Here is a 24,388-nt window from a genome sequence, read left to right on the forward strand (position 1 = left end):
AGCGAAAGTTGCGGGTGGGGAAGGGTCGTGCCGACAGCGCGGCGCACCGGGGCGTCGTTCAGTCCTGCCAGGGACCGATTTCGCCGACCTCGCCGATCGTGCGAAAGCGGACGGCGTCATCGACCCACGCGACCTCCCACATCGGCGCCGGGCGCGCCCATTCGCCGATCACGAACAATGGCATCCGGTTGGCGGCGACGAAGGCGAGATCGCTTGGGCTGGGGCCAGGCACCGGCGTTTCGTAACGCTGGCGCAGCCGGACAACCGCAAGGGTGCCTTGCGGCGGCGCGGGCAGGGATTGGCGTGCCGGAAAACCGGTGCTGACCGCGATCACTGGAAAGCCCTTATCGTCGCGCGCGATCAGCAGCACCTTGTCGGCGCTCGCGATCGGGCCGTTCACCGGGCGTCCGGCGACCTTGCGCGCCGCGATCGCGACAAATTCGCGCAGGTCTGTCTCGGCGATCGGCGCCGCAGCCGCGACGGCCGCCGGGGCAGGCACAGCGACGGGATCGGCGGCGAGCGCCGCGACGAACAGCAGCGCCGCGATCAATGCGCTTCGCCCCAGCTATTGCCAATGCCGATTTCAACTTCGAGCGGGACCGATAGGGTCAGCGCCGGTTCGGCGGCGCCCATCATCACCGTGCGGATGACCGCGCCCGCGGCTTCGGCCTTGTCCGTCGGGGCCTCGAACACCAGTTCGTCGTGGACCTGGAGCAGCATTTTGACGTCGGACAGCCCCGCGTCGGCGAGCGCGGCGGGCATCCGCGCCATCGCGCGCTTGATCAGGTCGGCGCTGGTGCCCTGAATCGGCGCGTTGATCGCGGCGCGTTCGCTGCCCGCGCGTTCGTTCTGGCTGGCCGCCTTGATCCGCGGGAACCAGGTTTTGCGCCCGAACAGCGTCTCGGTGTAACCCGTCGCCCGCGCCTTATCGAGCGTGTCGGTGATATAATCCGAAATCCCAGGGAAACGCTCAAAATAGCGCGCGATCAAGGCCTGCGCCTCGTCGGGGGTGATTTCGAGCCGCCCCGCGAGCCCCCAGCGCGAAATGCCATAGAGGATCGAGAAATTGACCGTCTTTGCCTTGCCGCGGGTGTCGCGGTTGCTTTCGCCGAACAATTCGATCGCGGTCGCCGCGTGGATGTCCTGCCCCTGCGCAAACGCCTCCTTCAATTCGGGAACATCGGCCATGTGCGCGGCGAGCCGCAGCTCGATCTGACTATAGTCGGCGGCGATCAGGACATGGCCGGGCGCGGCGATAAAGGCGTCGCGGATCTGGCGCCCGGTTTCGGTACGGATCGGGATATTCTGCAGATTGGGGTCGGTCGACGACAGCCGTCCGGTCTGCGCGCCGACCAGGCTGTAGCTGGTGTGGACGCGGCCGGTTGTGGGGTTAATCTGCCCTTGCAGCGCATCGGTATAGGTCGATTTCAGCTTGGCGAGCTGGCGCCACTCCAGAATCTTGCGCGCGATCGGCACCCCGTCGCGTTCGAGCCGTTCGAGCTCGTTCTGATCGGTCGACCAGTCGCCCGACTTGCCTTTGCGCCCGCCCTTCAGCCCCAGCTTGTCGAACAGGATTTCGCCGAGCTGCTTGGGGCTGCCGATCGCGAAGGGCTGGCCCGCGAGGGCGTGGATTTCGCTCTCGATCCGCAGCATCTCGGTCGCGAACTCGCCCGACAGCTTGGCCAGATAGTCGCGGTCGACCATGATCCCCGCGCGCTCCATGCCCTCTACGATCGCCGCGAGGGGGCGATCGACCATCTCGTAAACACGCGTTCCGCCCTCGATTGGCAGGCGCAGCTTGAGCAGCTTCCACAGCCGCAGCGCGACATCGGCATCCTCGGCGGCATATTCGGTGGCGCGGTCCAGCTGCACCTCGGCAAAACTGATCTGCGATTTGCCGGTCCCGCACATCTCCTTGAAGGTCAGGCAGACATGATCGAGGTGGAGCTTCGCCAGCTCATCAAGGCCGTGCTGATGCTTGCCCGCGTCGAGGGCAAAGCTCATCACCAGCGTGTCGTCATAGGGCGCGATGGTGATGCCGTGCTGGGCGAGCACGCCGATGTCATATTTCAGATTATGCCCGACCTTCAGCACCGCATCGTCGGCGAACAGGCCGCGCAGCCGACCCAGCGCCGCGTCCATCGCAATCTGTTCGGGCTTTTCGGCGAACATATCGGTGCCGCCATGGCCGAGCGGGATGTAACAGGCCTTGCCCGGTGCGGTGGCCAGGCTGACCCCGACCAGCCGTCCGGTCACGCTGTCGAGGCTGGCGGTTTCAGTATCGACCGCGACGACATGCGCCGCGCGGGCGTCGGCGATCCAGCGGTCGAGCGCGTCGAGCGTCGTCACGGTTTCATAGGCCGAGCGGTCGATTGCGGGCATCGGCGGCAGCGCCGGGGTGGACGCTGCGGCACTGTCGGCGGCCGCGGGGGCGGCGCCGGCGCGCGGCAAGGTCGGCGGCCCACTTGGCGTCGCGCCCAGGTCGAGCTTCGCCGACAGCGAACGGAAGCCATGCTCGTCGAGGAAGGCCTTGAGCGGCAGTGGCGGGATCGCGCCTAGCTTGAGGTCGCCCAGCGCATCGGGCAGCGGACAATCGCGCTTCAGTTCGACCAGCACGCGCGACAAGCGCGCCATGTCGGCGTGTTCGATCAAATTGTCGCGCAGCTTCGACGTCTTCATCGTCTCGGCGCCGGCCAGCACCTTTTCCAGATCGCCATATTCGACGATCAGCTTGGTCGCGGTCTTTGGCCCGACCCCGCGGACGCCGGGGACATTGTCGACGCTGTCCCCCATCAGCGCGAGCACGTCGCCGACCAGATCGGGCGCGACGCCGAACTTTTCGTTCACGGCTTCGAGCCCCAGCCGGACATTCTTCATCGTGTCGAGCATGTCGACGTGCGGACCTTCGGCGGGCTCGCGGATCAACTGCATCAGATCCTTGTCGGACGAGACGATCGTGACGTCCCAGCCCTCGCGCACCGCCGCTTCGGCATAGGAGGCGATCAGGTCGTCGGCCTCGAAACCCTCGGTCTCGATGCACGGCAGCGAAAAGGCGCGCGTCGCGTCGCGGATCAGCGGGAATTGCGGGCGCAGATCCTCGGGCGGCTCGGGCCGGTTCGCCTTATACTGGTCGTAAATATCGTTGCGGAACGACTTGCTGCTGTGGTCGAGGATGACCGCCAGATGGGTCGGCCCGTCGGCGTCGTGCAGATCCTTGGCGAGCTTCCACAGCATCGTGGTGTAACCATAGACCGCGCCCACCGGCACCCCATGCGGGTTGGTCAACGGCGGCAGGCGGTGATAGGCGCGGAAGATGTAGCTGGAGCCATCGACCAGATAGAGATGATTCTTGTCCGACATGGCGGCGGTGTAGCAGCGGCGATGCGGGCGGCCTAGTCTCGCGCCAGCGGCGGCAGGTCGAAATGCAGAACATCCTCGCGCACGCCAAGCCCGGTGTACAGGGCAATCGCAGGGTCGTCGCCATAGTCGGCCTGCACGAACACCGCCCAGGCGCCGGTTTCGGCGGCGATATGCTGAACTTCGGCGATCAGCGCGGTCGCCACGCCGCGGCGGCGATAGGCCGCATCGACCGCAAGGTCGTAAACGTAAATTTCGCTGCGCGCCGCTTCGAGCTTGGGCAAGTCATAGGCGGTCAGGCCGCCGACGACCTTGCCGTTCAGTTCGGCGACCAGCAGGATGACGCTGTTCCTGGCGAGCTGGCGCGACAGCCATCCGTCGTCCGGCTGATCGGTGCGATAGGTGACAGGATCGTCGAAGGCGGCGGCATAGACGCCGTTGAGCGCGCGCATTGCAGCAACATCTGCAGTCCCCAGGCGCCTGACAATCATGACCTTCTCCACCGTTCGATCGTTTGCCAGCCAAGCCATGCCGCCAGCGGCACGCCGATCGCTCCCAGCATGAGCAACGCGGTTGAGGTGCGCTCGACGGCTGCGGCGCCGATCGCGGCATACACCATGCCGACCCCCAGATTACCCAGCGCGACGGCAAACAGAAAGCGGCGAAATTCCATTCCGGCGACGCCCGCGGCGATAGGGGTGAGCTCGCAGAGAATCGGCACCGGGCGCGACACGATCAGCGCGACCGGCCCCGCGCGTTCGGCAAGTATATGTGCACGTTCCAAATCGTCGGCGCCGAGCAGGCGCGCCGCCAGCGGCCGGGCGGCCCAGCGGCCGAGCGCATAGCCCGCGATGCTTCCGCCCATCAGCCCGAGCCATATGACGAGCGTGCCGATCGCAAAACCAAAGGCGGCGCCCGCCAGCGTGTTGGTCACGCCATTGGGTACCGGCAGGAAGACATCGAGCGTCAGTGCGGTGACGATCAGCGCCGCGGCGGCAAGGGGGCGTTCGTCGGCCGCCGCCAGCACCCGGTCGCTGATCGCGATAAATTCTTCGCGAAAGATCAGCGGCACCCCGACGACGATCGCCAGCAGGACAGCGATCGTCAGCCAGCGCCGCAGCGGGGAAGGGCGTTCTGCCATGCCCCTGTCTAACGCGTCAGTCGCGATAGTCGATGGCGAGCCGGGCCGCCGCGGCGACCGCCGCCGCGCGTGCGTCGTCGGTGCTGCCGCCTGCGACGCGCGCCAGCGTGACGCCCATCCGGCGGTACGGACGGGTGACCGGCTTGCCGAAGATACGGGCGTCGATCGACGTGGCGCCGTTCGGTGCCGCGAGCGCGTCGGCCAGACCGGTGATCGCGAAATCCGCCGCGTCGCGGTCAGCGAGCAGCACCGCGCTGGCGCTGGCATCGGGAACCGCGATCGCCGGGATCGGCAGGCCAAGGATGGCGCGAGCGTGAAGGTCGAATTCGGACAGCGACTGCGAGATAAGGGTGACCATGCCGGTGTCGTGCGGGCGCGGGCTGAGCTCGGAGAAGATGACCGCGTCGCCCTTGACGAAAAACTCGACCCCGAAAATACCGTGCCCGCCCAGCGCATCGACGACTTTGGTCGCCATGTCCTGCGCGTTGGCCAAGGCGGCGGCGGACATCGCTGCGGGCTGCCAGCTTTCGCGATAATCGCCGCGTTCCTGCCGGTGGCCGACCGGCGGGCAAAAGCTGACGCCATCCTTGTGACGCAAGGTCAGCAGGGTGATCTCGTAATCGAAGTCGATGAACGCCTCGGCAATCACGCGCAGCCGGTCGCCGCGCATCCCGGCGGCGGCATAGTCCCACGCCGCGTCGATGTCGGCGGCGTCCTTGACGGTGCTCTGGCCCTTGCCCGATGATGACATCACCGGTTTGACGACCAGCGGAAGGCCGATGCGTCCCGCGGCTGCGTGCAATTCCTCGCGCGTTTCGGCATATTCGAAGGTCGAGGTGGCAAGGCCGAGTTCGCTGGCCGCCAGGTCGCGGATCGCGTCGCGGTTCATCGTCAGCTGCGCGGCGCGCGCCGACGGCACGACGTGGAACCCCGCGGCTTCCACCTCGGCAAGCACTTCGGTGCGGATCGCCTCGACTTCGGGGACGATATGGTCGGGCCGGTGCTTGTCGATCGTCGCACGCAGCGCGTCGCCGTCGAGCATCGAGAACACCTCGAAGCCATCGGCGACCTGCATCGCGGGCGCGTCTTCATAGCTGTCGCAGGCGATCACGCGGCACCCGAGCCGCTTCGCCGAGATCACGAATTCGCGGCCGAGTTCGCCCGATCCGAGCAGCAGGATGGTGGCGGTGGGGGTCATGGCAGGCGCTCCGGTGCTGGAAATTGCGCCCCGCCTCTAGGCGCCGCCGACAGGATTCGCCAGCGGCTGAATCACAGCGCGACCGGACGGATCGCGGGGATGAACTTCCACCACAGCAGCGCGCCGAGCGCGGAGAGGATGGCGGCGCTGGCAAAGGCATAGGTATAGCCGCCAAGATAATCGACGATCAGCCCGGTAACGATCGGCCCGATGATCCCCGACACATTGCCCAGCGCGTTCTGTACCCCGACCCAGCTGCCCGCCGCGCGCGGTCCGGCGAAAATCTGGCCTATGGCGAACAAATTTGTCGCGATCAGGCCTGCGCCGAACCCGGCGAGCGCGAGCCAGGCGGCGAGCGGCGCGATGCTGTCGCTCGCGCCGACCCCCGCTATCGCCGCAGCGATCGCAATCTGGCCGCCGATCATCAACCGGCGCCGCAATTCGCCCTCGTCGCTGCCGTTCGCCACCATCCGGTCGGATATCCATCCCCCTGCGAGCGCGACAACCCCTTGCGTGGTGAAACTGAGGGTCGTGAGCCAAGTCATTTCGGCAATCGTATAGCCCGCGGTCTTGACGAGGTAGAGCGGCAGCCAGGCGAGCAGGAAGTAGAAGCCGTAGTTGGACAGGAAATGCGCCGCGCCGACGCGCCACAGGGTGGGAAGGCGGAGCAGGCGCGCCAGCGGCACGCGTTCGGCGGCGGGCGCGGCGATGCTTTTGGCGCGCAGCGGTGCCGACACGATCTGCCAGGGGACCAGCCACAGCAGGGTGCCGAGCCCGAAAATCCAGAACACCGCCCGCCACCCCCATTCGCCGAGGATCGCGCCGCCGAACAACACCCCCGCTGCCGGGCCAAAGGCGATCGCGGCGGAGACCGAGGCGTTCGCGATACCGCGGCGCTCGACCGGAACTTCGGCAGCGAAAATCTTGCTGCTGCCGGGAAAAGCGATGCTTTCGCCAAGGCCAAGGAACAGGCGGAGCAGGATGAGCGCGGCGAGCCCGCCGACAAAGCCGGTGAGTGCGGTGCTGATCGCCCAGATCGCGACGCCGATCGCAAAGACGCGGTAAACGCAGAACCGGTCGCACAGCCAGCCGACGACCAGACAGGCGGGCGCATAGACCCAGAAGAACGCCGAGACCGCGATGCCAAAACCCGTCGCCGAGAGCTGGAGCTCGTCCTTCATCAGCGGCGCCGCCACCCCGATGGCGCCGCGATCGACATAGTTGAGCAGCACCGACAGCGCGATCAGCGCCACGATCCAGCCTATGCGCGCGCCGCTTACCCGGCCTTCGATCGCTTGCGTTGCCATCGCCGATACCCCCTGCCCGCGTTGAAGGTATCACAGACGCGGGGACCGGCCAGCGATTTCTATGCGCAGCGGCTCATGCCGGCCAGCGGTCGGTATCGTGGTCGGGGTGCTGGTGATTGGTCGCCTTGATCGCGCCGACATAGGCCGCCATCGTTTCCTCGGTCGTGCCTTCGGCCTTCAGCGGCAGGTCGGCGAAACAGGGCAGGCGGCCTTCGAGGCCGAACTGCACCTTGGGCGCAAAGCGTGCGGGCTCGTCGAACGAGCCGGTGGTCAGGTTGATGTGTTTGCTCTCGGCATAATCGTACAGCAGCGGCGTCCCGCAGGCGCGGCAGAAGCCGCGCGCCGCCTTGTCCGAACTGGCGAAGGTCGCCGGCTCGCCGCGCGTCCAGGTGATCGCGTCGCGCGGGACGCCGATCAAGGCGGCAAAAAAATTGCCCGCCGCCTTCTGGCACATCCGGCAATGGCAGATATGCGACGTGTCGAGCACCGCGGTCACATGATAGCGCACCGCGCCGCATTGACAGCCGCCCGAGGCCTGGGTTTCGATCCTGTCCATGGCCCGATGCTATCAAGGGCGGCGCGGCCCCGCAACCGCGCCGCTCCTTCGGGATCAGGCGCCGAAGCGCTCGATCACGTCGGCCAGCGGCACATGGCCGCGGCACAGGCCACTTCCCGAGGGTCTTTCACCGCTTTCGAGCGCGGTGGCGTAGATGACCGCCGGTTCGGCCTCCAGCCTTGCGCGTAGCGCCGCGAGCTTTGGCCAGCGGACGGGCGCGGCGACCTCGTGAAATTCCAGCCAGCGCGCGATGCCGATGAACAGCGCGTCGGCCAGCGTCGGGCGGTCGCCGACCAGATAGGGGCCGTCGCCGACCATCGCTTCGAGCTTGTCGTGCCGTTCTGCCACCGCTTCCTTGCCCCATTCGCGCAACGCCGCCTGCATCGCCGGGCGCGGCGGGTCCATTTCGAGCGCAACCCACAGCGGCGTGAACGCACCGGTAAAGCCGCTGTTGATGAACGCCATGATCTGCCGCATCCGGTCGCCTTCGGCCGACAGCGGGTCGGGGCTGATCCGCCGCTCGTCGTCGCGCGCCGCAAACCAGTGCGCGATCGCCATCGTCTCGGTCAGCACCTTGCCCTGATCGGTAATCAGCACTGGCGTTTCGTGCCGTGCATTGATGCGGGCATAGGATGGCTCGCGCATTTCGCCGAGCATGTCGACGCGGCACAGGCGATAGGGTTGGCCCAGCCATTCGAGGGCCGCAACAAGGCCCATGGAACTTCCCAGCGGGAAGCCATAGATAAGGATCGGTTCCAATGTATTGCTCCGTTTTCTTGAGGGGGGGAGCTGCGCAGCGGTTGCCGATATAGGGCGCTGGAACGCCGGGTAAATTACGCACCTTTTTGTAACCATGAGGCGATGATGAAAGATCTGGTTTCGCGTTGTCCGATCGAAGAGGTGATGCAGGTGCTGAGCGGGCGCTGGCCAACGCTGCTGATCTATTACCTCAGTGACGGGACGAAGCGGTTCAGCGATCTGCGCCGCGATAATCCGACGATTTCGCACAAGATGCTGACGCTCGAATTGCGCAAGCTGGAGGATGCGGAGATCGTCCGGCGCACCGAATTCGAAGGCTATCCGCGGCGCGTCGAATATGATCTGACCGCGGACGGCGAACGGCTCGTCCCGCTGATCGACGCGCTGGGCGACTGGTGGGAGGGGGTCAATGACACCGCGCGGGTGTTGCCAGGCCAAGTTGCAATGATATAGTGTAACACCAATAGGTGGTCGTGCGCGCGCAGACTGCGTATAGCGGTCGCGAGGAGAAAAATGGGGAGGGTCTCAAATGCTGGATAATCTACCGGAGCACTTGTTGCGACATCGCCGGATGGTGGGCATCGCCGCCATCGCGATTGCCATTCTGACCTGGACGGTCGACCTGACTGGCCTCGTCTATGAATGCCCCTATTGCCGCAGCCAGCGCACCGTGATCGGCCTGCTTGGGCTGTTGCTGATGCTGCCCAATCCGGCGCACTGGCTAGTGCGCTATTTGTCGGCGGTGTTCGCCGTGTTCGGCCTGTCGGTTGCGGCCACGCAGCATTTTCGCGGTTGGGCGCGTATCATGGGGGGTGAGTTCGAATGGGGCGAGCAATGGTATGTGAACGCTTGGATGCTGTCGGGCTTCGCCGTCTTCATCATCGTCGGCCTGCTCCTCCTGATTTGGCAGTGGCGCACCGACGAATTTGCGGCGTCCTGAACGGTCAGGCCTTCGCTCACACGCAATTGTCGAATTCATTGTAACGTATTGAATAATAAATAACAGAAAATATTAGATTCGAAATGACCGAGCAGCCATTGTCAAAATCATGTTTATGACATTTAATAAAATTTGTAGGTTTGACGAAATATCGAGTTGGAATAATTCGACTACATGTGAAATCCGCGCTTTCATATTCGACACCTTAGCGCATGCGTTAGCGGATAAATAACATCGTCCGATCTGAATGGGCGCATCACTAGCGTTGCGACGTCCGCTTTGCGACTCAGCATCGTCATTCATTTGTCGGACTTCTGGTCCAACCTATTGGCTCTCGCTGTTTAGCCCGGCAAAGCTCCGGTCGCCCGGCGGGCAAGCAGCAGCGCGCCGGTCGGCCCGGCATCGTCGCCGAGTCCAGCGGCGACAACCAACTCGCGGAGCCGGTCGGCGTTTACATCGGTGAGATATGCCGCCAGCAGGCGCGGGACCGCCGCAGTCGCAGCGGCGCGCAAATGCGCTTGCTTTTGTGCCACGCCGCCGCCGATCACGATCCGTTGCGGCGAATAGCTCAGAATGAGCGAAGCGAGAAGCTCAGAAAAATCGGCGACGACCGGCTGCCAGGCCGGGTCATCAGACGGCACTTCGGCTGGATGGCGCGCGAAACGCGCCGCGAGCGCAGGCCCGCTGATCAGGCCTTCGATGCAATCGCCATGAAAGGGACAATGTCCCCCAAACCGATCGCCGGGAACACGGCGCAGGCGAAGATGGCCGATTTCGGGATGCAAAATGCCATGCATCGGCTTGCCATCGACCAGGACGCCGCAGCCGATTCCGGTTCCGATCGTGACATAGGCCATGGTGGCACAGTTTTGCGCCGCGCCCAGCGCATATTCGGCGAGCGCCGCAGCGTTGACATCAGTATCGATAGCCGTCGGAAGGCCCAGCCGTTTGCGCAGCAATCCTCGCACGCGGGCGCCGCTCCATCCTGCTTTTGGCGTGGTCAGGATTTCGCCGTAGTCAGATGCGCAGGGATCGACGCGGACAGGGCCGAAGCTGGCGATGCCAAGCGCTGCGATGGCGTACTCGGCGTGCCATGCGGCGACGATGTCGGCGGCGTGGGTCAGAGTGTCGCCGGGGTTCGTGGTGGGGAATTCGACGCGATCGCGAATAGCACCGGGCGCCCCGCGCACGACGATTGTTTTGGTGCCGCCGAGCTCGATTCCGGCTAGCTCCATCATCAGCGGCCGCTCTGTTTCAGGCCGGCGCGCGCGCCATCCAGATCGAGATGGAGGAAAGGCGCGAACGCGCCGCCGAATTGACTACGTCCGAGAGGTTTGCTCGAAGCGGTGGCATCGTCGACGCCCCAATAATCGACAAAGCTGGCGACCGACAGATCGGGCAACACCCACCAGCTATAGGCCTGGAACGGTTCGCGGAGGGGGTTAGCGAGCACCAGGCCATGATCGTTGAGCAGCATCCATGGACCCCCGATCCGGTCGGCCACCGCGCCATAGAGGCCCGTCGGCGCCGTAATGCCGGGGGCGAACACCTTGGCTTGGGTCGACCAGAAAAGATAAAGACGGCTGCCGTGCGCGACGATATGCGGCCGCTCAAGTTCATTGTTGGTTCCGGTCGCATCGACCAGCGGCGGCAGCGCGCGATAGCCGCCGTCGGCTTCTGCCAACGCCAGCCCGACGAGGCCGTTATGCGCCCCGCGATCGCGCGCCGACGACGCGGTGAACAACAGATATTCGTCGCCTGCGGCGCTGCGCCACGCGAACGGGTCGCGGAACGCCTTGATCTCGCCGAGCCGTCCGTCCGGCGCGTCGGCGTCGAGATAGGGGCCGCCGGGTGCCAGCAACTCGCGCGGCGCCGACCAGCGGCCAAACACCGCGTCGTCCTGATCGCTCAAGGTCGAGCTGGTCACGAACAATCGCTGCAAATAGCTGGGAAGAGCCTCGCCGCGCCGACCCGCGGCGGTGAAATAGAGATGCACCTTGCCGCCCTCCAGCCGCGCCGAGCCCGACCATTCGCGGCTGCCGGTGGACAGCCCCGCGGGCAGCGTCGGACCAAGATGGTGGAAGGCGTCGGCGCGGCGGTGGAAATGGTGGATGCGTGCCGCGAAATGGCGCTGTTCGGGATTCGGCGCGACCGGGGCGGCGAGCGCGAACCACAATTCGCCGCCGCGCCACTGGACCGGCTGTCCGGCGACGTCGGCGAGCGGCCAGGCATCCCAAATGTCGAGGTCGGACGCAGCGCGCCGGACGTCGGCGGCGCGCAGCACCGGTATGCGCGCGTGCGCCGCGGCTTCGATCGTCCGGTCGGCGGCGACCCGCCAATGCAGCGTCTCGATGCCCGTCGTTGCGCTGTGGGATGGCGGCATCGTTCCTAACTCCTCAGGCAAAGCAACGGGAATGCCGGTCGAAACCGACATTCCCGTGCCCTGCGACCCAGCGCGGCTCAGAATTCGAACCGCAGTGAGGCCGAGACGGTGCGGCCGTTGATCGAGCGCGCGCGAATATAATTATTCGCATTGCTCACGATCGAGCCCTCCTCCGCCTCGGTGATCCCGGTAACGTTGAACAGATTATTGGCGTTGAGCGACAGTTCGACATGCTCAATCGGCCGGATGTTGATGAAGGCGTTGACCTGCGTATAGGCGGGGAACACCAGCTGGTTGTCGTCCTGCGCAAACGCCTTGGTCGTGCCGACGACATTGAAACCCGCGCGCACGATGTCGAAATCGATCGCCGGGGTGACCTGATAGATCAGCTTGGCCTGACGGCGCGGAGTGTTGCCCTCATTGGCCGGCGAGATCGCATCCTTTGAAATTTCGGCGTCGGTATAAGTCGCGCCCAGACGCAGGTCGAAGATGCCCGACCGGAACGCGCCTTCAAGCTCGACGCCGGTCGCCTTGTAGGTGCGATCGAGGAAGCGGCCGCTCGTAACCTCGAAATTCTGTTCCTGGGTGGTGGCGTGGAAACCGGTCAGGAACAGGCCGAACGGGCCACTGCGATATTTCGCGCCGACCTCATATTGCGTCACATAATCGATCGCGTCGGCCTTGCGCACCGAACCGTCGGGGCGCACGACGCCGAACAACAGGCGATCGGCGTTGGCACGGCCGCCGCGGCTGGCGCGCGCGAACACCGCGGCGTCGTCCGACAGGCGGTAATTGGCGCCAAGCGACCAGGACCAGTAGCCGATGTTGTAGTTGACCGGGCTGGGCCGACCATTGTCGATCAGCGACACACTGCGTTCGACCGGCTGGATCGTGCCGTCGCCATTGACGTCAAAATTCGCCGCCTGCAGCGACCCGGCATAATTGCCGCGGGCGCGGACATGATCGTAACGGATGCTGGCATCGAGCGTCAGCGCATCGAAATCGAGCCCCAGCGCCGCATAGGGCGCATCGATGTCGTAGGTCGCGTTATAGCTGCGCTGGCAGCAATTACCCCAGAAGGGCACGCCATAGGCATAAAGGCCGTTCTGCGTCAGCACCTGTCCGGTGGCATTGTTGACGACATTGACCAGCGCGGCATTGTCGCCCTTCACTTCCAACAGATAGCTGTTCCACACCCAGTCCATGTCGATATTCTGGCGCGCCTTGTAGAAGCCGGCGGTCAGCGTCGCGGGGCCGATGTCCTTGCTGAGCTTCAAATCGTTGGTGAAGCCGCCGAAATCGTTGATTTCGGTATTGAACAAATGGGTCCGCATCAACAGGCCATTGCCGTTGAGCGTGGCCGGGTTGATCGTCTGACCCGCGTTGGAACCGTTGGCATAGCGCAGCGAAAAGGTCGTGCCGACGGGGACCGCGCCCGCGAAATCGCCGGTCAACAGATAGGCGCCGGTCGAATTGGCGACGGCCTGCGCGCCGGCGACTTCGGACGGGAAGGGTGATACAAAGCGTCCGCTGACTTCGGACCAGCGGAAGCGGTTTTCGACCCGAAAGCCGTCGGCGGGTTCGAACACCGCCTCGAAGCCGACGGCGGTGACCACGGGGTGCATGCCGTCGGTGATGTCGGTGGTGCGGCGATTGTTGTCGCCGTCGAGCCCGACGTCGGTGGTGAACAAGGCGCTGTGCGGCGTGTCCGATTTGATGTTGAAGCCCGGGAAGGATTGATATTTCGGATCGGCGTTGCTGCCCGTCACCAGCGTCGGCATCGGCAGATAGCCGATCGCGCGATCGTCGAGCCGCTTGGCATAGAGGCGGATATAGCCCGAATCGAACTCCTGGGTCAGGTTCGCCTTGATCTGGTAACCGCTGTTGCCGTTGTAACCGGCGCGGCGCGGGCCTTCGCCCTCGCGCCAGAAGCCGCCGATGTTGAAGCGCGTCTTGTCGCCGAGCGGCGCACCATAGTTGAAGTCGAGCCGATATTCTTCATAATCGAGACCCAGCGTCGCCATGACGACGCCGCCGGCCTCGCTACCATCCTTGGACAGGAAGTTGATCACGCCGCCGGGGGCGTTCGACGCCAGCGTCGAGGCCGAACCGCCGCGCACCGCCTGGATGGACCCTACGGTCTGGTCGGCGCGCAGAAAGATGTCGGCGTTGCCGAACGCGATGTCGCCGAATTGCAGCACCGGCAGGCCGTCTTCCTGAAGCTGGAGGAACTTGGCGCCGCCCGATGCGACGGGCAGGCCGCGCACCGCGATATTGGCATTGCCGTCGCCGCCGGTCGCTTCGGAACGGATCCCCGGGATCTGGCGGAAAATCTCGGCGGTCGTGCGCGGCGCCGCTTCGGCCACCGCCGATTCCGACAGCACGCTGACCGATACCGACGTGTCGAGCCGGTTGCCGCTCCTGGGAGTTGCGGTGACGACAATGGCGTCGAGGCCGAGGACGTCGTCGGTGGGTGTCTGCTCGACAGGCGCCGGAGCGTCCTGCGCCATCGCGGCGGCGGGAAGCAGGAACAGGACGGCTGAACTCGCCGCCAAAATGGCACGGTACTTCATCGCTAATCTCCCATGTCTCTTTTCTGATTCGTTGCTCTGCATAGCCACGATACAATCGATTGCAATATGAAAATGCAATCGATTGCAATTTCGACACTTTCGGGTACAGATGACAGGATAAGGCGTTCGCAAGGCAGCGCCGGGGAGAGGAAAATGGCAGAAATCGGCAAGCCGCGGCTGTCGCTTTGGCGAATCATCGAAATGAACATCGGCTTTTTCGGGCTGCAGTTCAGTTTCGGGCTGCAACAGGCCAATATGGGCCCGATCTATGGTTTTCTGGGCGCCGACGAGGCGACGATGCCGCTACTCTGGCTCGCCGGGCCGATGACCGGATTGCTCGTCCAGCCGATCGTCGGCGCAATGAGCGACCGCACCCGCTCACGGTTCGGGCGCCGGACGCCCTATTTCCTGATCGGGGCGATCATCTGTTCGATCAGTCTGTTTCTAATGCCCTATTCGCCGACATTATGGATGGCGGCATCGCTGCTCTGGCTGCTCGATGCGGGCAATAATGTCACCATGGAGCCTTACCGCGCCTATGTCGCCGACCGCCTCGCGCCCGATCAGCGTCCGGTCGGGTTCCTGACCCAAAGCGCGTTCACCGGGCTGGCGCAGACCTTGTCCTATCTGGCGCCGTCGCTGCTCGCGCTGGTGATCGACCGTAACCTGCTTGACGCTAACGGCATCCCGCAAATCGTCCGCATCGCTTTCGTCATCGGCGCCGTGCTATCGCTTTCGACGATCCTGTGGTCGGTGATCCGCGTCCCCGAGCTGCCGTTGACCGTCAAGGAGGAGGCGATGCTCGACGAGCGACCGCTGACCGTTCGGGCGACGCTGGCCGAAATCCGCGACGCGATCGCCGCCATGCCGCGCCCGATGCGCCAGCTGGCGCTCGCGATGTTTTGCCAATGGTATGCGATGTTCCTTTATTGGCAGTTCATCGCCTTTGCGCTGGCGCGCTCGCTTCATGGAACCGCTGATCCGGCGACCGAGGGATTTCGCGACGCGGCGCTCACCGCGCAGCAACTTGGTGCGTTCTACAATCTGATCGCTTTTGTCAGTGCGCTGCTGTTGATCCCGGTCGTCCGGCGCTGGGGCGCGCGCAGCATCCATGCGCTGTGCCTCACCGGATCGGGCCTGGCCATGCTGGCGATCCCGCAGATCGGCGGCGCAGGCCCGCTCCCGCTCTATGCCGCGATGCTCGGTATCGGAATCGGCTGGGCCGGGATGATGGGGAACACCTATGTCATGCTGGCCGACGCTATCCCGCCCGAACGCAACGGCATCTATATGGGCATCTTCAACATGTTCATCGTCATTCCGATGCTGGTCGAAACCCTGACCATGCCGCTGATCTACCGCCCGCTCCTGGGCGGCGATCCGCGCAATGCGATCATGCTCGGCGGCGTCCTGATGCTGGCGGGCGCGGTGGCGACGATGGTCGTCGATGCGGGGCGGGCCGTCCGGCGCGGCGACAAGGTGGCGGCCTGACAAGCTGTTCGCGACCGCCCCCATTTCATGCTAGGCGCGCGTCATAATATCAGGAGCGTGCTGGGAATATGGCGGATGGTGACGGCGAAGAGGATGGCAGGCAGATCCGCACCCTGGCCGATCTCGCCCGGGTGGCGGGCGTGTCGACCGGCACCGTGTCGCGTGCGCTGGCGGGCAGTCCGCTCGTCAATCTGAAGACCCGCAACCATATTCGCGATCTCGCCCGCCGCCATGGCGTGCGGCCCAATCAGATGGCCAGTAAGCTGCGGTCGCGCCGCACTGGTGTGATCGGCGTCGTTATCCCGCTGGGGCATGAACGGCGCCAGCACATCTCCGATCCCTTTTTCATGACTTTGCTTGGCGCACTGGCCGACGAGCTGACCGAGAGCGGCTACGACATCATGCTGAGCCGCGCGATCCCTGACGAGAATGAGGAGTGGCTCGACCGGATCACCGGATCGGGGATGACCGACGGGGTGATCGTCATCGGGCAATCGGACCAGTTCGACACGATCGAACGGGTCGCTGAAGCCTATCGGCCCATGGTGGTCTGGGGGCATCATCGCGCGGGCCAGCGTCACTGCGTCGTCGGCACCGACAACGCCCTTGGCGGTCGGCTGGCGGCCGAGCATCTGATCGAACGCGGCGCGACGCGGCTCCTGTTCTTGGGCGACACGACGGGGATCGAGATCGCGCAGCGGCTGACGGGCGTCGAGCAGGCGGCGGCGCGGATCGAGTTGACCCACTTTCCGCTCCACCTGTCGGACGAGGAAATCGTCGCGAACATCGGGGCGGCCCTGGCGGCGCATGCGGCGCCTTTCGACGGCATCGTCGCGGCGTCCGACCTGATCGCGATGGCGGCGCTGAAGGAGTTGCACGCGCGCGGACACCGCGTGCCCGATGCGGTGCAAATCGTCGGCTACGACGACCTGCCGCTCGCCGCCCAGACGGTGCCGCCGCTGACGACGATCCGGCAGGACATCGGCGTGGGAGCCAAGGCGATCGTCGACAAGCTGCGGCGCCGTATCGAGGGTGAGACAACAGACAGCCTTGTGATGATACCCGAACTCATCGCACGTGAAACGACGCGCCGGATCGGCGGTAGCGCTTCGATTGGGTAGAGCGTCCAAGAGTTTCAGGAAGGAGTATTGGACGCTCCAGCGCTCGAACCACAGGCCTGCTGACCAATAGGCGGTTCTTTCACATCAAGAGGCCGAATGCCCGGTTGCATTGCCCGGTCACGGCAGGGGGCCAGGGACTGCAGCGGGCTGGGCCCTGCGGTCGTGGGCCATGCGGTAGAGCGCGGGGAGGATGAGCAATGTGAGGATTGTCGAGGAGACGATGCCGCCGATCACCACCGTTGCCAGCGGTCGCTGCACCTCGGCTCCCGCGCCGACGTTGAACGCCATCGGCACGAAACCGAGGCTGGCGACCAGCGCGGTCATGAGCACGGGTCGCAGCCGGGTGAGCGCCCCCTCGCGGATCGCTTCCTCCAGCCCGCTGCCGCTTTCGCGAAGCTGGCGGATGAAGCTGAGCATGACGACGCCGTTGAGCACCGCCACTCCTGACAGGGCGATGAAGCCCACCCCGGCCGAGATCGACAACGGCATTCCCCGGATAAGGAGCGCCGCGACGCCGCCGGTGAGCGCGAGCGGTACGCCCGAAAAGACGATGGCGGCGTCCTTGCCCGAGCGGAACAGCGCGTAGAGCAGCCCGAAGATGAGCAGCAGCGCCGCGGGCACCACAAGTTGCAGCCGCTTGGCCGCCGAAATCAGCTGCTCGAACGTGCCGCCATAGCTGATCCAATAGCCCGCGGGCACCTCGACTTCGGCATCGACCTTGGCCTGAAGCTCCTCGATGAACGAGCCGAGATCGCGGTCGCGGACGTTCGCGGTGACCACGACGCGGCGCTTGCCATCCTCGCGGCTGATCTGGTTCGGGCCGATCACCACCTCGACCTTTGCAACATCGGCGAGCGGCACGAAACCACGCAGCCCCGCATCGGGCGCCACCCCCAACGTCACGTCGGGCGAAAAGCCGGTGGCCGGGAGCGGGATCCGCAGGCGGCCGATTTCATCGACCCGCTCGCGGATATTTTCGGGCAGGCGCACGATGATCGGGAAGCGCCGATCGCCCTCGAAAATCTGCCCCGCCTCGACCCCGCCGATCGATACGGCGACGACATCCTGGATGTCACCGACGTTCAGCCCGAAACGGGCGAGTGCCGCCCGGTCGGGCGTGATCTGCAACGTCGGCAGGCCGGTGACCTGTTCGACGCTGACATCCTGGGCGCCCTCGACTCCGGCGGCGATGGTTTCGATCTGCTGCCCGACTTCGAGCAGCGTATCGAGATCGTCGCCGAATATCTTGACCGCGACGTCGGCGCGGACCCCCGACAGCAATTCGTTGAACCGCATCTGGATCGGCTGCGTGAACTCGTAATTATTCCCGGGAATCCTGGCGACCGCCGCCTGCATCTCGCGGACGAGCTCGGTTTTGGGTTTCCGGGGGTCGGGCCAGTCCTTGCGGTCCTTGAGCATGACAAAGGTATCGGCGACCGAGGGCGGCATCGGATCGGTCGCGACTTCCGCCGTGCCGATCTTTGCCACCACCCGTTCGACCTCGGGGAACTGCTTGATCCGCGCCTCGAGTGCGGTCTGCATCTGGACCGCCTGGCTGAGGCTGGTGCCCGGAATACGCAGTGCGTGCAGCGCGATGTCGCCCTCGTCGAGGTTGGGGACGAACTCTGACCCCATCCGGCTCGCGGCGAATCCCGCGATCAGGACCAGCGCGGCGGCGCCGGTGACATAGGCGGTGCGCAGCCGCATCGCGCTGCCCAGCGCCGGGGCATAGGCGCGCCGCGCCCAGCCCATCAGCCGACTTTCCTTTTCCTCGACCTTGCCGGTGACGAACAGCGCGATCGCCGCCGGGACAAAGGTCAGCGACAGGATCAGCGCCGCGGTCAGCGCCATCACGACGGTGATCGCCATCGGGTGGAACATCTTGCCCTCGACCCCGGTGAGCGCAAAGATCGGCACATAGACGAGCGCGATGATCAGCATCCCGAACAGCGACGGGCGGATCACCTCCGACGTTGCCGAGGCGGCCAGGCCGAACCGCTCGTCGCGGTCGAGCAGGCGGCCGAGCCGATGCTGCGCCTCGCCGAAACGGCGCAGGCAATTTTCGACGATGATCACTGCGCCATCGACGATCAGGCCGAAATCGAGTGCGCCGAGGCTCATCAGATTGCCCGATACCCCGCCGCGCACCATGCCGGTGATCGTCATCAGCATCGTGATCGGAATGACCGCCGCGGTGATCAGCGCCGCGCGGACGTTGCCGAGCAGCAGGAACAGCACGACGATGACGAGCAATGCGCCTTCGAGCAGATTCTTCTCGACCGTCCAGATCGCGCGCTCGACCAGGTCGGTGCGGTCATAGATCGCGGTCGCCTTGACGCCCGGCGGCAGCGCCTTGGCGGCGACCGCCAGCCGTTCGGCCGCGGCGCGCGCGACGACGCGGCTGTTCTCGCCCGCGAGCATCAGGACGGTGGCGAGTACGACTTCCTTGCCATTTTCGGTCGCGGCGCCGGTGCGCAGCTCTTCGCCCAGGCCGATGTCGGCCACATCGGCGACCCGGATCGGAATCCCGTTCCGGTTGCTGACGATGATCGACTTCAGATCGTCGATGCCCTCCGCCTGTCCCGGGGTTCGGATCAGAAATTGTTCGCCATAGCGTTCGACATAACCCGCGCCGCGATTGTCGTTGTTGCGGGTCAGCGCCGTGACCACATCGGCCAGCGTCAGCCCATAAGCCGACAGCCGCGCCGGGATCGGGGTCACATGATATTGGCGTTCGTAGCCACCGATGCTGTTGACCTCGGTCACTCCCGGGGTGCCCCGCAATTGCGGGCGAATGACCCAATCCTGCAGCGTGCGCAAGTCTTCGGGGGTGTAGGCGCTGCCATCGGGCTTTTTCGCGCCCGGCTCCGCCTCCAGCGTGTACATGAAAATCTCGCCGAGTCCGGTCGCGATCGGACCCATTTCGGGCGCAATGCCCGGCGGCAGCTGTTCGCGCGCGGTTTGCAATCGTTCGTTGATCAGCTGGCGCGCGAAATAAATGCTCGTGCCATCCTCGAACACGACGGTGACCTGAGACAGGCCATAGCGCGAGATCGAGCGCGTATATTTCAGGCCCGGCAGGCCGGCGATTGCGGTCTCGATCGGGAAGGTCACGCGCTGCTCGGCTTCCAGCGGCGAGAAGCCCGGCGCCGATGAATTGATCTGGACCTGGACGTTGGTGATGTCGGGGGTGGCATCGATCGGCAGCCGCTGAAAGCTCCAGACACCGATTGCGCAGAGCAGTAACACGGCGGTCAGGACGGCCCAGCGAAAGGCGATCGCGGCCGTGACCAACCGTTCGAGCAGCGGCGCCCTATCGGGCGGCGGGGGCATATCAATGGTCATGGCTGGCCCCCGTCTTTTCGATATCGGCGCGGATCAGGAAGGCGCCGTCGGTGACATAGGCTTCGCCGGGCGCGAGCCCGCCAAGCACTTCGGTCCATTCGGGGGTGCGGCGCCCGATTTCGAGCATCCGCACCTCATAGGTGTTGCCGACCTTCGCGAAGACGACCTCGAAGTCGCGGAAGCGCTGGATTGCCTTGGTCCGCACCGCGATCGGCACATTCGCCTGGGCGACCGCAAAGCTGCCCTCGACCCCCATGCCGGGCCGGAACTCGCGCGAGGCGACGGGCGGCAAATGGACATGCGCGAGCATTGTCTGACTCGCGACATCGGCGGTCGGCAGCACCGCCTCGACCTCGGCCTGAAAGCGCGCTTCGCCCGACAGGCTCTTGAGGCTCACCGGCTGGCCGACGCGCACCCGCTCGGCGTCGCGCGGATAGACGAAGAATTCGGCGTGGAGCTTGGTCGGGTCGGCGATGACAAACAGCGCGCGGTCGCCGGTCGTGTCGCCGATATTGACATTCTTCTCGATGATCGTGCCGCTGATCGGCGCGGTCACGGTATAGACTTGGAGCGAATGGCTCGATTCCACGCGCGCCAGCACCTGGCCGCGCCGGATCTGCTGGCCGAGCTTGCCGCTGAGCGAAACGATCAGACCGGGAAGGCGCGCGCGAACGTCGGCCTTGCCTTCGGGCGTGATCTCGATCCGCCCGCCCATGTCGATCAGGTCGCTGACCGTTGCTGGCCCCGCCGCCTCGACTTTGACGCCCCCGGCTTTGGCGGCCGCAGCGTCGATGACGGTGCGGCCTTCATAGGATGGGTAGGCCCATTTGTGGTTTCGTCCGCCCGCCACGGCCGCCACGCGAACGTCAAAGCTGTGCGGTTCGGTGACGACGCCGTTGCCGCGCAGGAAATCCTCTTGCGGCACGAAACTGAAGCGGTCGATCTTGCCGCCGAGGCGGCCGAGCTCGATCGTCAGCTTGACGTCCGACGGCTTGACCGGCTTGTCGCGGCGATAGGCGTAGACCCGGAACTCGGGGTCGACGCCGTCCTCGAAGATCGTCATCTCGAGCGCGAAGTCGCCGTCGCGCAGCATCCGGCCGCGATGCGGGCCGCGTTCATATTCGCCCGCCGCCGCGGCTTCGCCGCTATCCTCCTTTTCGGCGGCGCTGTTGCCGCACGCGGTGAGCATGGTGAGGGCGATGACCGATGCCGCCCCGTAAAGATATTTGGTCATCGGATCGTCTCCATTCGGGCAAGAAGGGGCATATGGCGGCCGGTCAGCCGGTCGAGCCGCACGCCGAGCAAGTGAAAGCGCCGCAGCAATTCGATGCGGCGGGAGCGGACCTCGCTGAGTGCCGTTTGCGCCTGCGAAAATTCGAGGAAGGTGAAGGCGGTGCCGCCGCGCGCCAGGCCGTCGCGGATCAACCGTACGGCGCGGTTGGCGCTTGGCAGCACCTCGGCATCGATCCGTCCGATCTCGGCTGCGATGAGCTGGCGGTCGGCGATCAGCCGGTCGATCTCGCGATCGATTTCGACCCGCGTCACCGCAATGTCGGCTTCGATCGCACGCTGCTCGGCTTGTGCGCGGACGATATTTCCGCGGTTGGCGGCTTTCGTGCCGAGCGATATCGAGCCGCCGACCATCACGGCGAAGTCGTTGCCTTCACCAAAATGGCGTAGCCCGACGCGCCCACTGGGATCGGCGGCATTGCCGGTCTCGGCGAGCTTCACCCTGGCTTCCGCCGCTGCGCGCTCAGCGGCGAGAACGGCGACATCCGCCGGATCGCTGCCCGGCGGGACGGACATTTCGAACGACTGGAATGGTGCCGGATCGAGCTTGAGGTCGCCGCTTCCGCCCCACCAGGCCGCGAGGCCTTTGTGCGCGATGCGGGCGGCTTCATGCGCCTGCTCGAGCGCAATCTCGGCTTGCGCGACACTGGTCCGCGCGCGCTCTGCGGCGAACCATGGATCGAGCGCGCCGGTAACGCGCTTTACGACGTCGAGTTCGACGCGCTGGAGGTCGGCCAGCCGCGTTTCGGCTACCGGAATTACGGCCTCGGCCGCCAGGGCCTCGACCCACGCCGCCTGCACCCGGGCGAGCCGGTCGAGCAAACGCAAGCGGTTCTGAGCGCTGGCAACCACGACGTCGGCACGCGCGGCACCGATGCGGGCTTCGCGCTTGCCGCCACGCTCCCAAGTCCGCTCATACCAGCCTGTCGCCTGCGCCCGTTTCAGTGGTGAATAGGGACCGGTGCCTGCGAAATCTTCGAAGTCGGCGCCGACCACATCGCGCGGCCGCACATCGGCTTGCAGAATGGCAGCGTCCGCAGCGTCGAGGCGCGCAGCGTTGGCGGCAATGGCTGGATCGCGGGTTGCGACCCGCGACAGCACCTCTGCCAGACTTAGATTTTGCGCCCATGCGGGCTGCACCGCGGCAGCCAGCAGGACACCGCAGAGCAAGGCTCGGCGGACGGCGCGCGCGCAGGGGCGCGCTCGATATGGAGATAACATGCGATAATAGCCTCGCTGAAAGGCGTGGAAATACCCCGCGCCTCAGGAAGCGCGGAAACTCAGGTGCTCAGCGAGGCGGTTCTGGGAGGGCGATCGGGTCCGATTGATCGAAGGCCGGAAATGGGTCGATCCTTGCCAATATCATGCAGACTGGCAGGCGGAACGAAGCCGGAAGTATCTGAGACGGCGGGCGCAAGCAGGTTTGGACCAGTGTCCCCATGGTGATGATGACCGGCGGCGCGATGATCGTCCGACTGGCCTTTGTCATCCGGCGCATCTTCATGATGACCGACATGATCATCATAGCTGTCGTGCACCACATCGATGGCAAAATTGTCGAGGCCGCCGTGTTCGTGAGATACCATCAGAGCGGGCGCGTGCTGCATCTGAGCGGCCGCCTTTGCGGGCAGCGCCGCCGCGTAGATCATCATCAGCGCGACGCAGAGCGCGCCGACGAGGCGATCAAAAGCGGAGGCGGCGCGCGGATGCATGTCTCCGCGTGTAGTTGCGCCTCTCCGGCTTGACAAGCGGGGCTCTAGTTGGCGGCCTCATTACTTGCTACCGCCCGATATTGCCCCCAGACTGGACCTTTGGAGGGATTGGCAAAAAAGCACGGTCTTTTAGGAGGCCGAAGGCGGAGCACGAATAGCGACGCTTTGCGCTTTAGATGGCCAGGCTCGCGAGCGCCGGAGATTTGTCGTGAGCGCGAGGGCATATCCCCCGAGGGTCTGGCGCGAGAAAACCCGCGTGTCAGCCGTAAAAATATCGCTCTTCGGCGATCTGGCCGGCGCGCACCGTGTAAAGTGCGATTTCGGTAAAGGGCTGGCGTGCGCCGCTCGCGGCGTCGATCAGCACCATGTCGAGAAACAGCGCGAACTGGTCGCCAGTGACGAAGGGGCCATCGATGCCGATCTCGTCGATCCGGGCGCCGCCGAAGCGGGCCCTGCGCTTGATCCGCGTGGCTTCGATACCAGACACCGCCGCGCATAGACCGCCGGGCAGGGCTGCCGGTTCGATGCTGGTCACGTCCGGCGCCCAGTAGCGATCGCCGGCGGTTTCGAACTCGCCGGCGCGCAGCAGCGCGGTAAAATCGCGGGCGATGTCTTCGATGGATGCCATCACCACCCCTTTCGGATGCCGGCGGAACGGAGCGCGGCGGACAGCGCGATATTGGTGCGCCGCCTGCCGTGCCCCCGCACCGGCGCGCCTATTTCAGAATGAGTTCCTGATATTCGGTACTGCCGAGCTGTTCGCGCATCTTGCCGCGCTCGCCGGATGCCGTGGAGGCCTGGCGATTGTCCTGTGCCAGCAGGGCATTGACCTTTTTCCGCATCGCTTCCTGCTGGGCGGTGGTCAGGTAATCCTTATATTCGACGATCAGGATCAGGTCGGGTTCGCCGGCGCGCGGGTTGTTGGTCGCCAGCACATGATATTCGACCACGACACCCTCGGCCTTGCCCAATTCCTGGATCTTCTTCCAGCTGGTCGCCAGCCAATCCATATAGTTTTCGAACTGGCCGGGCAGCACGTCGATGCGGCCAGCCTCCCAGACCGTGCCGGGCTTGTAGCTCGATTCCTGTGCCATGGCGGGTGTGACCTGCGCGGCGGCGATCAGCATCGCGGCCCCGGCAACGAGCGTTTTCATCGTTATCATCGTCTCTTCCTTTCTTCCTCTCCATCTTCCCGCCCGGGGATCGGGCGGGGGT

Annotated in this window: 21 protein-coding genes; 4 read left to right on the top strand and 17 right to left on the bottom strand. The window is 65.2% G+C overall.

Annotated features, from left to right (window positions below; all coding sequences use genetic code 11):
* Positions 1-58: 58 nt before the first annotated feature.
* The 8 genes from ACTIFP_RS09310 to ACTIFP_RS09345 all read right to left on the bottom strand — a co-directional run bounded on the left by ACTIFP_RS09310 (position 59) and on the right by ACTIFP_RS09345 (position 8,276).
* The gene (locus ACTIFP_RS09310; RefSeq protein ID WP_439568435.1) at positions 59-550 is read right to left on the bottom strand and encodes a hypothetical protein; all 492 of its coding nucleotides are present in this window, start codon (positions 548-550) and stop codon (positions 59-61) included.
* Positions 547-3,360, bottom strand: a complete 2,814-nt coding sequence (gene polA, locus ACTIFP_RS09315) for a DNA polymerase I (RefSeq protein WP_439568436.1) — start codon at positions 3,358-3,360, stop codon at positions 547-549. The genes ACTIFP_RS09310 and polA overlap by 4 nt, the downstream gene beginning before the upstream one ends.
* A 32-nt stretch (positions 3,361-3,392) precedes the next feature.
* Positions 3,393-3,848 carry an AAC(3)-I family aminoglycoside N-acetyltransferase gene (locus ACTIFP_RS09320; protein WP_439568437.1) on the bottom strand — a complete coding sequence of 152 codons (456 nt, stop codon included), beginning with the start codon at positions 3,846-3,848 and terminating at the stop codon, positions 3,393-3,395.
* Positions 3,845-4,498, bottom strand: a complete 654-nt coding sequence (locus tag ACTIFP_RS09325; protein ID WP_439568438.1) for a TVP38/TMEM64 family protein — start codon at positions 4,496-4,498, stop codon at positions 3,845-3,847. The genes ACTIFP_RS09320 and ACTIFP_RS09325 overlap by 4 nt, the downstream gene beginning before the upstream one ends.
* 16 nt (positions 4,499-4,514) lie before the next feature.
* Entirely contained in the window at positions 4,515-5,720 is a 1,206-nt protein-coding gene (gene purT / locus ACTIFP_RS09330) for a formate-dependent phosphoribosylglycinamide formyltransferase (RefSeq protein WP_439568570.1), read from the bottom strand.
* A gap of 47 nt (positions 5,721-5,767) precedes the next feature.
* The gene (locus ACTIFP_RS09335; RefSeq protein ID WP_439568439.1) at positions 5,768-7,003 is read right to left on the bottom strand and encodes an MFS transporter; all 1,236 of its coding nucleotides are present in this window, start codon (positions 7,001-7,003) and stop codon (positions 5,768-5,770) included.
* Between the two features lie 73 nt (positions 7,004-7,076).
* A complete protein-coding gene (locus ACTIFP_RS09340; RefSeq protein ID WP_439568440.1) occupies positions 7,077-7,559 on the bottom strand; it encodes a GFA family protein in 483 nt (160 codons plus the stop codon).
* Between the two features lie 54 nt (positions 7,560-7,613).
* The gene (locus tag ACTIFP_RS09345; RefSeq protein WP_439568441.1) at positions 7,614-8,276 is read right to left on the bottom strand and encodes a glutathione S-transferase family protein; all 663 of its coding nucleotides are present in this window, start codon (positions 8,274-8,276) and stop codon (positions 7,614-7,616) included.
* 147 nt (positions 8,277-8,423) lie between these two features.
* On the opposite strand from ACTIFP_RS09345, the gene ACTIFP_RS09350 reads away from it, so the two are divergent.
* Both ACTIFP_RS09350 and ACTIFP_RS09355 read left to right on the top strand, forming a co-directional pair.
* On the top strand, positions 8,424-8,771 hold the full coding sequence (locus tag ACTIFP_RS09350; protein ID WP_439568442.1) for a winged helix-turn-helix transcriptional regulator: 348 nt from the start codon (positions 8,424-8,426) through the stop codon (positions 8,769-8,771).
* A gap of 76 nt (positions 8,772-8,847) precedes the next feature.
* Positions 8,848-9,258, top strand: coding sequence for a hypothetical protein (locus tag ACTIFP_RS09355; protein WP_439568443.1), 411 nt, complete (start codon positions 8,848-8,850; stop codon positions 9,256-9,258).
* Between the two features lie 341 nt (positions 9,259-9,599).
* On the opposite strand, the gene ACTIFP_RS09360 is transcribed toward ACTIFP_RS09355, so the two are convergent.
* From ACTIFP_RS09360 to ACTIFP_RS09370, 3 genes are all read right to left on the bottom strand, one after another.
* Positions 9,600-10,496: an ROK family protein gene (locus tag ACTIFP_RS09360; RefSeq protein WP_439568444.1), complete on the bottom strand. Its 897-nt coding sequence runs from the start codon at positions 10,494-10,496 to the stop codon at positions 9,600-9,602.
* Positions 10,496-11,641: a glycoside hydrolase family 68 protein gene (locus tag ACTIFP_RS09365; protein ID WP_439568445.1), complete on the bottom strand. Its 1,146-nt coding sequence runs from the start codon at positions 11,639-11,641 to the stop codon at positions 10,496-10,498. Before ACTIFP_RS09365 ends, ACTIFP_RS09360 begins: the two co-directional genes overlap by 1 nt.
* Before the next feature lie 77 nt (positions 11,642-11,718).
* Positions 11,719-14,214 (bottom strand): TonB-dependent receptor domain-containing protein, encoded by a 2,496-nt coding sequence (locus ACTIFP_RS09370; RefSeq protein WP_439568446.1) that lies wholly within the window; start codon positions 14,212-14,214, stop codon positions 11,719-11,721.
* Positions 14,215-14,367: 153 nt separating this feature from the next.
* Here ACTIFP_RS09370 and ACTIFP_RS09375 point away from each other — a divergent pair, with 153 nt between their 5' ends.
* Positions 14,368-15,705, top strand: coding sequence for an MFS transporter (locus ACTIFP_RS09375; RefSeq protein WP_439568447.1), 1,338 nt, complete (start codon positions 14,368-14,370; stop codon positions 15,703-15,705).
* Between the two features lie 68 nt (positions 15,706-15,773).
* Positions 15,774-16,826 (top strand): LacI family DNA-binding transcriptional regulator, encoded by a 1,053-nt coding sequence (locus ACTIFP_RS09380; protein ID WP_439568448.1) that lies wholly within the window; start codon positions 15,774-15,776, stop codon positions 16,824-16,826.
* A gap of 117 nt (positions 16,827-16,943) precedes the next feature.
* Here the strand turns inward: ACTIFP_RS09380 and ACTIFP_RS09385 are convergent, their stop codons facing one another.
* From ACTIFP_RS09385 to ACTIFP_RS09410, 6 genes are all read right to left on the bottom strand, one after another.
* A complete protein-coding gene (locus ACTIFP_RS09385; RefSeq protein WP_439568449.1) occupies positions 16,944-20,171 on the bottom strand; it encodes an efflux RND transporter permease subunit in 3,228 nt (1,075 codons plus the stop codon).
* Positions 20,161-21,405: an efflux RND transporter periplasmic adaptor subunit gene (locus tag ACTIFP_RS09390; protein ID WP_439568450.1), complete on the bottom strand. Its 1,245-nt coding sequence runs from the start codon at positions 21,403-21,405 to the stop codon at positions 20,161-20,163. The genes ACTIFP_RS09385 and ACTIFP_RS09390 overlap by 11 nt, the downstream gene beginning before the upstream one ends.
* The gene (locus tag ACTIFP_RS09395; protein WP_439568451.1) at positions 21,402-22,631 is read right to left on the bottom strand and encodes a TolC family protein; all 1,230 of its coding nucleotides are present in this window, start codon (positions 22,629-22,631) and stop codon (positions 21,402-21,404) included. Before ACTIFP_RS09395 ends, ACTIFP_RS09390 begins: the two co-directional genes overlap by 4 nt.
* Positions 22,632-22,741: 110 nt before the next feature.
* Positions 22,742-23,173 (bottom strand): hypothetical protein, encoded by a 432-nt coding sequence (locus tag ACTIFP_RS09400; RefSeq protein ID WP_439568452.1) that lies wholly within the window; start codon positions 23,171-23,173, stop codon positions 22,742-22,744.
* Positions 23,174-23,432: 259 nt separating this feature from the next.
* Positions 23,433-23,801 (bottom strand): SnoaL-like domain-containing protein, encoded by a 369-nt coding sequence (locus tag ACTIFP_RS09405; RefSeq protein ID WP_439568453.1) that lies wholly within the window; start codon positions 23,799-23,801, stop codon positions 23,433-23,435.
* A gap of 88 nt (positions 23,802-23,889) precedes the next feature.
* Positions 23,890-24,336, bottom strand: coding sequence for a hypothetical protein (locus ACTIFP_RS09410; protein ID WP_439568454.1), 447 nt, complete (start codon positions 24,334-24,336; stop codon positions 23,890-23,892).
* Positions 24,337-24,388: the final 52 nt, after the last annotated feature.

This window comes from Sphingopyxis sp., assembly GCF_051861155.1.
In the GTDB taxonomy this organism is placed as follows: domain Bacteria; phylum Pseudomonadota; class Alphaproteobacteria; order Sphingomonadales; family Sphingomonadaceae; genus Sphingopyxis.